This window comes from Burkholderia sp. IMCC1007, from assembly GCF_027257875.1.
Classification (GTDB): Bacteria; Pseudomonadota; Gammaproteobacteria; order Burkholderiales; family Burkholderiaceae; genus Burkholderia.
Window position 1 is genome coordinate 194,094 of record NZ_JAPVQY010000006.1, and the last position, 11,959, is coordinate 206,052.

Here is an 11,959-nt window from a genome sequence, read left to right on the forward strand (position 1 = left end):
TCCACGCGACAGCCGGGAAACTGCCCGTGGTTCGCCGCGCAGGCGCCGGAGTCACCGCATGCATCAGTAATCGCATGCAGACCGACCCGCGGCGCCGGCCGGAACGCGCGTTAGCGCGGCGGCGCTTCGACGCCGCCGCGCATGCCGTTACGACGCTCGTCAAAGCGCGTTCGGCGCCACCCTGCCGTCGAGCACGGCCGCGACGTTGTCGAGTGCCGTGAAGCCCATCTGGTCGCGCGTCTCGATCGTTGCACTCGCCATGTGCGGCGACAGGAACACGTTGTCGAGCGTCGCGAAACGCGGATCGATGTTCGGCTCGTTGCGATAGACGTCGAGCCCCGCGCCGAACAGCCGGCGCGAAGTCAGCGCGTCGTACAGCGCGTCCTCGTCGACGAGACCGCCGCGCGCCGCGTTGACGAATACCGCCCCGTCACGCAACAGGCCGAACGCGCGACGCGTCATCAGCGGCGTGCCGCCGCCCGGCACGTGCAGCGTGAGGATGTCGCATTGCGGCAGCAGCGCATCGAGATCCGCGCAATAGCGCGCGCCGGCTTCCACTTCGGGCGGCGCCGGCCGTCTGTCGGTGTAGACGACATGCATGCCGAAGCCGCGTGCGCGCTGCGCCACCGCGCGGCCGATCCGGCCGAAACCGACGATCCCGAGTGTCTTGCCGTTCACGCGCGTGCCGAGCATGTCGGTCATCCCGAACGACTTGCCCCAGCCCGCACGCACGATCCGCTCGTATTCGGATGCACGCCGGCAGGCGGCCAGAATCAGCAGCATCGTGAAGTCGGCCGTGCACTCGGTCAGCGCGTCGGGCGCGTTGGTGACCACGATGCCGCGTGCGCGTGCGGCGGCCACATCCATGTGGTCGAAGCCGGCACTCGCGTTCGCGATGATCTTCACGCTCGGCGGCAACGCCGCGATGTGCGCGGCCTGCAGCCCCGACTTCTTGCCGATCAGTACGGCCGGCGTGTCGTAGCGGTTGCAGAATTCGACGACGGACGGTGCGTCCATATCGGCGTCCGTCACATACGCGTGGAACTCGGATTCGGCACGCGCAGCCACCGCTGCGGGAACCCGTCGCGCAACCAGCAGGCGGGTGCGTTTGTCATCAGGCATGGTCTCGTCCTTGGGTCGAAAAACGGAACACAGCCTACGAAGCGCACGCGCCGGCGGTCAATATTGATTGTTTCGATCAACGTGTCCGCGCGACGCCGGGCGCGGGCTCGACGTGCGCCGTCCGATGCGCGGCCCGGTGTCCATGAACGGCTTGCCAGCCGCTTGCGCGGCCTCTGCGCGAACTCAGGAAAACCCTGACGCCGCCCCGCCACGACGGGCCCGTTGATATTGATTGAAAGAATCAAGATTGCTGGTGAATCGTTGCCGCGCAATGCTTTTTCCATGTTCAACGCACTGAAGACGAGGTCTTGAAATGCAGGCACGGAAAAAAATCGCGGCCGTGACGGGCGCCGGCACCGGAATCGGTCAGGCTGCCGCGCTCGCGCTGGCACGCGCCGGATTCAGCGTCGCGCTGCTCGGCAGACGCATCGAACCGCTGCTCGCGACGAAGGAGACCATCGAGGTGGCCGGCGGCGTGGCGGTGGCCCTTGCGACCGACGTGGCCGACGAGGCGTCGGTGGACGCGAGCTTCGCGCAGATCGCGCGCGAATTCGGCCGCCTCGACGTGCTGTTCAACAACGCGGGCCGCAACGCCGGCGCCGTGCCGCTCGACGACTACTCGCTCGAATTCTGGAACGACGTGCTCGCGACCAACCTGACGGGCGTATTCCTGTGTGCACGCGCCGCCTGGCGCCAGATGAAGCGCCAGACGCCGCAAGGCGGCCGCATCATCAACAACGGGTCGATCTCCGCGCATGCGCCGCGCCCGAACACGATCGCGTACACGGCCACCAAGCACGCCGTGCTGGGCATCACCCGCTCGCTCGCGCTCGACGGCCGGCCGTTCAACATCGCGTGCGGCCAGATCGACATCGGCAACGCGGCCACGTCGCTGACCGAGCGCATGACGAGCGGCGTGCTGCAGGCCGACGGCCGCGCCGCGCCCGAGCCGCGCGTCGACGTGGCGCACGTCGCGGACGCGATCGTGCAGATGGCGAGCCTGCCGCTCGAAGCCAACATCCTCAACATGACGCTCATGGCGAGCGCGATGCCCTTCGTCGGGCGCGGCTGACCGGACGCTTCGCCGGCGCTCACAAGAACAACGCGCCGGCCCACAACCAGGAGACGACATTGAAAACCGCAGAAGAGCAGGTTCCGGTCATGCGCGACTTCGCGCACGCGGGCGCGGCCAGGAGATCGCGGGTGCGCTACGGCGTGCTGTCGATGCTGCTGGTGGCGACCATCCTCAACTATGTCGACCGCTCGGCGCTCGGCATCGTCGCACCGGCGCTTGCCACGGACCTCGCACTCACCCGCGTCCAGATGGGCGAGCTGTTCGCGGTGTTCGGCCTCGCGTACTCGATCGCGCTGCTGCCCGCGGGCGTGCTCACCGACATGCTCGGCTCGCGCGTCGCGTATGCGCTGTCGCTGGTCGGCTGGTCGCTCGCGACACTGACCCAGGGGTTTGCGCACGGTTATCACATGCTGCTCGGCTCGCGTCTCGCGATGGGCGCGCTCGAAGCGCCCGCCTTTCCGTCGAATGCGCGCGCCGTGACGATGTGGTTCCCGGTTCAGGAGCGCGGCTTCGCGACCAGCGTGTACGTGATGGGCCAGTATGTCGGCACGCCGCTCTTCACCGGGCTGCTGCTGTGGATCTCGTCCGCGTTCGGCTGGCGCGCCGTGTTCTTCGCGACCGGTTGCTTCGGTATCCTGTTCAGCATCGTCTGGTACCGGCTCTATCGCGATCCGTCGCGCCATCGCTCCGTCAACGCGGCCGAGCTGCAGTACATCACCGAAGGGCGTCCCGTCGTGACCGCGCGCGATCGTTTCGACTGGCGCATGGCGCTGCGCCTGCTCGGCTACCGGCAGATTCTCGCGATCTGTCTCGGCAAGTTCTGCAACAACACGCTGCTGGTGTTCTTCACGACCTGGTTCATGACCTACCTCGTCGAGGAGCGGCACATGTCGATGATCAAGGTCGGCTTCTTCCAGGCCATGCCGTTCATCGGCGCGACGCTCGGGATCCTGATGGCCGGCTACCTGTCCGATCTCTGCATCCGGCGCGGCGTGTCGATGTCGTCGTCCCGCAAGGCGCCGCTCGTGATCGGCACGTTTCTCGGTGCGTCGATCGTGCTCGTCAATTTCGTGCAGTCGAACGCGCTCGTGATCGCGATCCTCACCGTCGCGTTCTTCGCGCAGGGCATCGGCTCGATGTCGTGGGCCGCCGTGTCCGAGATCGCGCCGAAACGCTATGTCGGGCTCACCAGCAGCATCACGAGCCTCGCGGCCAATATCGCGGCCGTCACCACGCCGCTGATGATCGGCTACGTGACGCAGCACACCGGCAACTTTTTCTGGGCGCTGAACCTGATGGGCGCAATCTGCCTTGTCGGCACGCTGTCGTATTCCGTGCTGCTCGGCAAGCTGTCGCGCATCGAGCTCTGATCACGTTCAACCCGCTTCGCGTACATCCACTACTCAGCGAACCCAGGACCATGATCGAATTCAAATGGGATCACCTGCAACTCTGCTCGGCCGATGCCGAGGCCACCGCTGCGTGGTTTGCGCGCTGCCTGAACGCCGAGATCGTGCGACGCCCCGGCCGAGTCGACCTGCGCATCGGCACCATCAACCTGTTCATCACGGCGCTTACCGACGCGCGCTCGCGTGACGCGCGCGACGGCGCACGGATGCAGGGCATCGATCACTTCGGTGTGCTGGTCGAGGATCTCGATGCCGCGTACGCGCATCTCGTCGAGAACGGCGCGGAGATCGTCCAGCCCGTCACGCGGATTCGCGCCGGCGTGCGCGGCTGCTTTGTACGCGCGCCGGGCGAGATCCTCGTCGAAGTGCTCGAGCGGCGGCCCGCCGAGATGACATTCAACTGAACTGGGTCTATAGTCGGCGCAAGCGGCCGGGCGCCGGCCGCGTCCTCATCACGATCGTCGCCACCATGCACAACTGGATCTCCCTGACGGAAGCCGCGCGGCGGCTCGGCGTGCGCGCACAGACCGTCTACGCGTATGCGAGCCGCGGCAGCATCGCCGTCATGCAGGATCCCGACGATCCGCGCAAGAGCCTCTATCGCGCGGATGACGTCGTCGCGCTGTGCCGCAAGAAACAGGTTGGCCGCAAGCGCGCGGCGCTCGCGGCGAGCACGATCTTCGGGGCCGAGCCGTGCATCTACAGCGGCATCACCACCTTTTCCAACGGACGGCCGTGGTATCGCGGCCGCGACAGCATTCAACTGTCCGACACCGCCACGCTCGAGGAAACGGCCGAGCTGCTGTGGAATGCGACCACGCCCGTGTCGTTCGATGCGCCCGACGTGGCGTTGCCGCCCGGCGAGCGCGATCGCCAGTGCGCGTTCACGACGCTCGCGACGTTGGCCGCGCACGGTCATTCGACGCTCGGCCGGCTCGACAGCGCGCTGCATGTCGAGGCCGGCCAGCTCGTCGCGATCGTGTCGCGCGCGTTCGGCGCACACGACGCCGCCGGCCTCGCATGGACCCATCAGCGGCTCGCCGCAGGATGGGGGCAGGACAGCGACGGCGCCGACCTGCTGCGCCGCGCGATGGTGCTGGTGGCCGATCACGAGATCACGAGTTCGGCGTTCGCCGCGCGCATCACCGCATCGACCGGCGCATCGCTCGCGGGCTGCCTGCTGACCGGGCTCGCGACGCTGTCGGGGCCGCTGCATGGCGATGCGTCGGGCCGCGTGCGCGCGGTGTTCGACGACGTCGAGCGGCTCGGCGCCGAGCGGGTGGTCGATCATCATCTGAAGTCCGCGATTCCGATCCCCGGCTTCGGTCATCATCTCTATCCCGATGGCGATCCGCGCGCGGCCGCGTTGCTCGCGCGGCTCGCTCCGCCGCCGGAACTCGCCCGCTTCATCGACAAGGTGACGACGCTCACCGCTCAGCGGCCGACCATCGACGTCGCACTCGCGATGCTGTCGGTGCAGCTCCGGTTGCCGCGGGACGCGGCCTTCGGGCTGTTCTCGATCGCGCGCAGCGTCGGGCTGCTGGCGCACTGCATCGAGCAATTGCGCGTGGGCAAGGTGATCCGGCCGCGCAGTCGCTATACGGGGCCGGCGCTGGATGAGCGGCATCTGCGCGTCGAAAGCGAGAATGACGGGAAGTTGCCGAAGGCCGCTGTGATCGAGAAGAATCGGGTGTTCAAGGTTGTGGATTGACTGGCGTCAGTCGACCCCGAACGCAGTGAATCCGGGCGATCGCGTGCTTTTATCGGCTTCTGCAGAACTCGCCCCGCTCCGCCAGTCGATCAGGTCACGCGCAGTCGTATCGACCGCCCGCTCGCGCCGCGCCATTCCCCGGTATGCGTGAAAACCCGCAATGTGCCAAAAAATGTAATCCTTTACATCGGTTTTCATGCGACATAGAATCCCCATCAAAGTCGTGTGCACATGCGCGGACACCGTCGCCGACGTGCTCACGAACCGGTAGTCAGGCAAGCCCTGCCCGGTCTCATTTCAGAATTTTCCGGAGGCAACACCATGCAGGACATTCATCGCCGGCCGATCCGCACCGACTACGATTACGTGGTGATCGGCTCCGGCTCGGCAGGCAGCGTCATGGCAGCACGGCTGGCCGAAGATGCCGGCACGCGCGTGCTGCTCATCGAAGCCGGCCCGAAGGACACGAGCACGTACATCCGTATGCCGGCAGCGCTCGGGTTCCCGCTGATGGACGACAAGTTCAACTGGTACATGCATTCCGAGCCCGAGCCGGGCCTGAACGACCGGAAGATCTACGAAGCGCGCGGCCGCGTGCTCGGCGGCTGCTCGTCGATCAACGGCATGAACTGGGTGCGCGGCAACCCGTGGGACTACGACAACTGGGAGGCGCTGGGCAACGAAGGATGGCGCTACGCGGATGTGCTCCCGTACTTCCGCAAGGCCGAAACCTTCGACAAGGGCGCGAACGACTATCGCGGCGGCACCGGCCCGATGCACATCGAAACGTGCCGCGCCGACAATCCGCTGTATCGCGCGTTTCTCGAAGCCGGCAAGCAGGCCGGGCTGCCGCACGTGGAAGACCACAACGCGTACCGGCAGGAAGGCGTTCACATCACGCAACGCAACGTGCACCGCGGGCTGCGCTGGAGCACGTCGCGCGCCTATTTGCACGCAGCGCCGCCGCGCGCCAATCTGCATGTGTGGAGCATGGCGCAGGTACTGAAGCTCGAGTTCGCGGGCAAGCGTGCGGTCGCGGTGCTCGTGCGCGTCGGGTCGGAAACGAAGCGGATCAACATCGCGCGCGAGGCCATCGTCTGCGGCGGTGCGATCCATTCGCCGCAGATCCTGATGCTGTCCGGCATCGGCAACGGCAACGACCTGCGACGCCTGTCGATCAATGTCGTCTCCGACCTGCCCGGCGTCGGCCAGGGCCTGAAGGATCACCTGGCCGCACCGGTCCAGTATCGGGCGACGCAGAATGTTTCGGCGGCACGCGAACTCACGACGCTCGGCAAGCTGAAGCTGGGTGTTCAGTGGAAGCTGTTCAAGAAGGGGCTCGGCGCCACCAATTTCTTCGAAGTCGGCGCGTTCATCCGCACGCAGGATGACGTCAAGGTGCCGAACGTGCAGTTCGAGTTCATTCCGATGCTCGGGGAGTTCCAGCACGGCAACGTGAAGCTCGAGAACGGCTTCCAGTACTTCTTCAGCCTGATGCGCCCGACGAGCAGCGGGCGCGTGTGGATCGACAGCGCCGATCCGCTGGCCGCACCGAAGTTCGTGTTCAATTTCCTGACGACCGAGACGGACCGCCGCGACGCGATCGCCGCCGTGCGCGCGATCCGCAACGTGGTCGACCAGCAGGCGTGGGCGCCGCTGCGCGGTGAGGAAGTCACGCCGGGCCAGCCGGTTCAGACCGACGAGCAGATCCTTGCCTATCTGCGCGAGACGGCCGGAACGAACTACCACCCGAGCTGTACCTGTCGGATGGGAACGGGCAGCGATGCCGTGGTCGACGCCCAGGGGCGCGTGCACGGCGTCGACAACGTGCGCGTGGTGGACGCGTCGATCATGCCGGAAATCGTCAGCGGCAACCTCAACGCCCCGGTCATCATGATGGCCGAGAAAATCGCCGACAACATTCGCGGCCGCTCGGAGCCGCCGGCCAGCAAGGCCGAATACTACAAAGCGGCGTAGACCCCGCTTGTCCCGCGATCGCCCCGACAGGGCCGATCGCGCGGTCTTCAGGCCGTGGACGCGACTGTCGGCTGATCGCGGTCGGCTGGCGGATGATGTTCGCGACGCTGGGCGTGCTGGGGATCGGCTTGGCGCTTGTTTGGTTTACCGTCTGCCGGAATCGGACGACCGGTCGCGCAACGAGCGGCACCGCAGCCGAAGATGACCACGCACACGCGTCGCGCCCGGGGTTTGCCGAATGGCGTGCACTGCCGATACAGCGCAACACGATCGCGATGATGCTCGGCTCGGCCGGCGTGATCTACATGATCTGGCTGTACGTGTCGTGGCTGCCGGCGTTCACGGCCGCCGCCGCGGCAGCCCATACGCCGGCACTCGCGGTCGCCGCAATTTCGGGCGCGCTGTTCTCGATCTACTTCGCGAACGTCGGCACCTGGGCCATCGTCGGCGTGATGGTGCCGAGCCGGCTGGTCGCCACGATGGGCAGCGTACTGACGTTCGGCGGATACCTCGGCGGATCGGCCGCGCCGGTCGTCACCGGCGTGATCGCGGACCGCACGCACGCGTTCGCGAACGGCCTGCTCATCAGTGCATGCCTGGCGATCGCGGCGGCCGCGGTCTTCGCGTTCGGCATCCGGATCGACGACCGGGCGCTGACATCGTCTGCGGTCGGCCGCGCGCAGCGCCGACCGCAAACCGGAGCGCGTTGTCGTAACGCGCTCCGGTCGAAGCCTCTAGTGGACCGAGAACGGCATCCTTGCGATGCCGGAAGCCCACCAACCCGGGCCGAAGCCCGGGCGCTGCATTCACGCGCAACCGATCACGCGGGCTTTCTCCACAAATCGCTCAGCGTATAACCGGTCGGCAGCGGATCGCTCGCATCGAGCACGTACTGATGGTAGCCGGTGATCCATGCGCTGCCGGTAATCATCGGACGAACGCCGGGCTTGCCGCCGACCGACAGCGTCTCCGCAATCTCGCCGATGAATTCGGTTCCGAGGATCGATTGGTGTACGAAACGCTCGCCCGGCTGAATCTGCCCGCGAGCATGCATGACGGCCAGCCGCGCGCTGGTGCCCGTTCCGCACGGCGAACGGTCGACGCGGCCGGGCGACACGATCACGCTGTTCTTCGCCCGCAGCCCGCCATCGGCGCCACGCTGGAGCGGGCCTGCGAAGAGCGTCTGGTTGATCGTGTGGATTTCGGGATTTTCGGGGTGCACGGCGGGGATCTGTTCGGCCGCCGCCGCCTTGATCCGTTCGCCGATTTCCACCATCCGCCCGGCCTCGTCGGGTTCGATGGCGAAACCGACCGCCTGCGCATCGACGAGCACGTAGATCATTCCGCCGTACGCGACGTCGACCTTCAGCGTGCCGAGGCCCGGCACTTCGACCGGCAAGTCGAGGCCGAACACGAAGCACGGCACATTCGAGAACCGCACGTTCACGCATTTGCCGTCGCGACATTCGGCACGCACGCGCACGAGGCCGCCGGGCGCTTCGAGCGTGACGTCGGTGTACGGTTCCTGCATCGGAATCATCCCGGTCTCGAGCAACGCGGTGACGGTACAGATCGTATTGCTGCCCGACATCGGTACGTAGTACTCGGCTTCCATGATCACGAAACCGGCATCCGCCGCCGGGTCGCACGGCGGCAGGACCAGGTTCACGCATTGCGTGACGCTGCCGCGCGGTTCATGCAGAAGGAATTTGCGCAGGTCGTCGGCCTGGGTCTCGAGATAGCGCATCTTTTCGAAGATCGTGTTGCCGGGCACGTCGAGCACGCCACCGGTAATGACGTCGTTACGCTCGCCGCCCGTATGGACGCCCACGACGTTGACCATTCGCTTCAGTTTCATTGTCTGCTCTGTGTTGGGGCCGGCCCGCCGTGCGAGCCAGCCCGATCGTCCATGCCGCAGGCCGCCGTCGCACCGACGCGACGCAGCCTGCGAACCTTCCCCGTCAGCTCGCGCCAACCACCGTCGCGGGCAATGCCGGCGCACGCTTGCCGAGCTTGATGAAAGTCGACTTGACCTCCGTATACTCGAGCAGCCCGTCGAGCCCGTTCTCGCGCCCCACGCCGCTTTCCTTGAATCCGCCGAACGGCATCTGCGGCGCGGATTCCAGGTAGGTGTTCACGAACACGGTGCCGCTGCGCAGTTGCTGGGACACCGTGATGGCCTTGTCGATATCCTTGGTCCACAAGCCGTTACCGAGACCGTAGTTCGTATCGTTGGCGAGCCGCACGGCTTCGTCGGCATCCTTGAATGTCGTGACCGTCAGCACCGGCCCGAAGATTTCCTCGCGGAAAATCCGCATCTCCGGCGTCACGCCGGTGAAGATCGTCGTGCCGACGAAAAAGCCCTTGTCGAGGCCGTTCGCCGTCACGCGTTCGCCACCGACCGCAAGCGTCGCGCCTTCCGCCTTCCCGATCCGAATATAGTCCAGCACCTTGTTCAGGTGCTGCTCATGGATCAGCGCACCGATATCGGTACGGTCGTCGAGCGGCAAGCCGACGACCACGCGCTTCGCGCGCTCGACCAGCTTGCTGACGAACGCGTCCGCAACCGACGCTTCGATCAGCAGTCGCGTACCCGCCACGCACTCTTCGCCCTGGTTGAGGATCGTGCCGAGCAGCACGCCGTCGAGCGCGGCATCGAGATCCGCGTCGGCGAACACGACGTTCGCGGCCTTGCCGCCAAGTTCGAGCGCGACATGCTTGACCGTTTCCGCCGCATTGCGCGCGATCTGTTTGCCGACGTGCGTCGAACCGGTAAAGGAAATCATGTCGACGCCCGGATGCTTCGACATGGCCTCGCCGACGACGGGGCCCGTTCCCGTCACGACGTTGATCACGCCGCCCGGGATACCGGCTTCGTTCGCGAGCGCCGCCACTTCGAGCGCCGTGCCCGACGTCAGTTCCGATGGCTTGATGACCGTCGTGCAGCCGGCGGCCAGCGCGAACGGCAGCTTCTGGAACAACGTGACCAGCGGAAAGTTCCACGGCACGATCATGCCGACGACACCACGCGCCTCGCGCGTGACGAGGCCGAGCTTGTCCGCCCCCAGGTTGCTGAACGCGTCGCCGCCCAGTTGCCACGCGAGCGATGCCGCATAGCGCGTCAGGTCGACCGATGCCGCGACCTCCGCACGCGCGAACCGGATCGGCTTGCCGACCTCTTCCGCCTCGATGCGGGCGAGCTTTTCCGCATCGCGCTCGATCAGCGCGGCCCACGCATTCAACAACGCGGCACGAGTCGCCCCCGGCAGCCGCGACCACGATTGATCGTCGAAGCGCGCACGCGCCGCACCCACCGCACGATCGAGGTCGGCCGTGCTGCCGGCCGCATATTCGGCGAGTTTGTCGCCATGCGCGGGCGAATACCGTGCGACGGATTCCGGCGTGCTCGCGGCTTGCCATTGACCATCGATCCAAAGATCGTAACGACGTGTCATGCTAGACTCCTGTAATCGATTACCAAAAAACAAAGAAAAACACGCGCCTCAGTACAACGCGGGCCACGTGTCCGAGAGTGTGTAGCCGGACGCCAGCGGGTCGGTGACATCCAGGCAAACCTGCTGCATACCGGTGATCCATGCCTGGCCGGCAACGCGGGTGATGACCGCGGGATAAGGGCCTTCCTGGGTTTGCCGCTCGATCACGCCCTCGAAGCAGGTGCCGATGATCGACTCGTGAATCAGGATCTCGCCCGGCGCGATCTGCTTCCTGCGGTGCAACAGCGCGAGACGCGCGGACGTGGCGGTTCCGCCGGGCGACCGATCGAGCCGGCCCGGCGACACGACCACCGCGTTACGCGAGCGGATACCGCGCTCGGTCCGCGTGAGCGGGCCCATGAACTGGGCCTGGGCGATGCCCGTCAGCGCGGTGTTCATCGGGTGGATGGCTTGCAATTGCCGGCTTGCCGCGCGCTTGATCAGTTCGCCGAGCTCGCTCAACTCCTTCGCCTCGTCGGCTTCCAACCGCAAGCCCAGCATGTCCGCATCGATCTGCACGAAGGTTTCACCGCCGTACGAGACGTCGACCGGCAATGCGCCGTAGCCCGGCACGTGGACTTCGTGCTGCTCGTAGAAGACGAACGCCGGCTGATTGACGAAGCTCACCCGCGTCACCTTGCCGCCGGAACACCGACAGATCACCTGCACGGCCCCGGCGGGCGCCTCGATAACGAAGCGGGTCTCGGGCTCCTGCATCGGCACCATCCCGGTCTCGAGCAGCACGGTCGCGACGCACATCAGGTTGGACCCGGACATCGCCGCATAGTCGGTCGCGCCCGCGGTGACGAAGCCGACGCCCGTGTCCGGATGCGCGGACGGCAGCACGATGTTGATGCTGTCGATCACCGAGCCGCGCGGCTCGGACAGGCAAAGCCGACGGATGTCGTCGCGGTGAAGACGCAGGTACTCGCGCTTGTCGAACATCGTTTCGCCCGGAACGTCGACCACGCCGCCGGTCAGCACCTTGCCGACCTCGCCCTCCGCATGGCAGTTCACGACCTGGTAGTAGTTCTTCCACCGCATCTACCATCTCCACCTGAAATGTAATCAATTACAAAGCGAGTCGCAGGTTGCCGCTCTCCGTACAGCGAGCGTAGGAGGCGGCCTTGAGGCTGCTCAGACGCACATCGGAATTTTACAGAAAACCTGC

Annotated in this window: 11 protein-coding genes; 6 read left to right on the top strand and 5 right to left on the bottom strand. The window is 66.2% G+C overall.

Annotated features, from left to right (window positions below; translation table 11 throughout):
* Positions 1 to 159: 159 nt before the first annotated feature.
* On the bottom strand, positions 160 to 1,122 hold the full coding sequence (locus O1Q03_RS08730) for a 2-hydroxyacid dehydrogenase (protein ID WP_269502816.1): 963 nt from the start codon (positions 1,120 to 1,122) through the stop codon (positions 160 to 162).
* A 313-nt stretch (positions 1,123 to 1,435) separates the two neighbouring features.
* On the opposite strand from O1Q03_RS08730, the gene O1Q03_RS08735 reads away from it, so the two are divergent.
* The 4 genes from O1Q03_RS08735 (at position 1,436) to O1Q03_RS08750 (ending at position 5,317) form a co-directional block, all read left to right on the top strand.
* Positions 1,436 to 2,194, top strand: coding sequence for an SDR family oxidoreductase (locus tag O1Q03_RS08735; RefSeq protein ID WP_269502819.1), 759 nt, complete (start codon positions 1,436 to 1,438; stop codon positions 2,192 to 2,194).
* A gap of 89 nt (positions 2,195 to 2,283) precedes the next feature.
* Positions 2,284 to 3,567, top strand: a complete 1,284-nt coding sequence (locus tag O1Q03_RS08740) for an MFS transporter (protein WP_269502884.1) — start codon at positions 2,284 to 2,286, stop codon at positions 3,565 to 3,567.
* A gap of 50 nt (positions 3,568 to 3,617) precedes the next feature.
* Positions 3,618 to 4,010: a VOC family protein gene (locus O1Q03_RS08745; RefSeq protein WP_269502821.1), complete on the top strand. Its 393-nt coding sequence runs from the start codon at positions 3,618 to 3,620 to the stop codon at positions 4,008 to 4,010.
* 65 nt (positions 4,011 to 4,075) lie between these two features.
* On the top strand, positions 4,076 to 5,317 hold the full coding sequence (locus O1Q03_RS08750; RefSeq protein WP_269502823.1) for a citrate synthase: 1,242 nt from the start codon (positions 4,076 to 4,078) through the stop codon (positions 5,315 to 5,317).
* 6 nt (positions 5,318 to 5,323) lie between these two features.
* Here O1Q03_RS08750 and O1Q03_RS08755 read toward each other — a convergent pair whose 3' ends face one another.
* A complete protein-coding gene (locus O1Q03_RS08755) occupies positions 5,324 to 5,515 on the bottom strand; it encodes a hypothetical protein (RefSeq protein WP_269502824.1) in 192 nt (63 codons plus the stop codon).
* A 123-nt stretch (positions 5,516 to 5,638) separates the two neighbouring features.
* On the opposite strand from O1Q03_RS08755, the gene O1Q03_RS08760 reads away from it, so the two are divergent.
* Complete coding sequence (locus O1Q03_RS08760) at positions 5,639 to 7,294, top strand: choline dehydrogenase (protein WP_269502826.1); 1,656 nt, start codon at positions 5,639 to 5,641, stop codon at positions 7,292 to 7,294.
* A 92-nt stretch (positions 7,295 to 7,386) separates the two neighbouring features.
* The gene (locus O1Q03_RS08765) at positions 7,387 to 8,151 is read left to right on the top strand and encodes a hypothetical protein (RefSeq protein ID WP_269502828.1); all 765 of its coding nucleotides are present in this window, start codon (positions 7,387 to 7,389) and stop codon (positions 8,149 to 8,151) included.
* On the opposite strand, the gene O1Q03_RS08770 is transcribed toward O1Q03_RS08765, so the two are convergent.
* From O1Q03_RS08770 to O1Q03_RS08780, 3 genes are all read right to left on the bottom strand, one after another.
* Positions 8,115 to 9,152, bottom strand: a complete 1,038-nt coding sequence (locus O1Q03_RS08770) for a proline racemase family protein (RefSeq protein WP_269502830.1) — start codon at positions 9,150 to 9,152, stop codon at positions 8,115 to 8,117. The genes O1Q03_RS08765 and O1Q03_RS08770 overlap by 37 nt on opposite strands.
* Positions 9,153 to 9,255: 103 nt before the next feature.
* On the bottom strand, positions 9,256 to 10,749 hold the full coding sequence (locus O1Q03_RS08775) for an aldehyde dehydrogenase family protein (RefSeq protein WP_269502832.1): 1,494 nt from the start codon (positions 10,747 to 10,749) through the stop codon (positions 9,256 to 9,258).
* A 48-nt stretch (positions 10,750 to 10,797) separates the two neighbouring features.
* Positions 10,798 to 11,832, bottom strand: a complete 1,035-nt coding sequence (locus tag O1Q03_RS08780) for a proline racemase family protein (RefSeq protein WP_269502834.1) — start codon at positions 11,830 to 11,832, stop codon at positions 10,798 to 10,800.
* Positions 11,833 to 11,959: the final 127 nt, after the last annotated feature.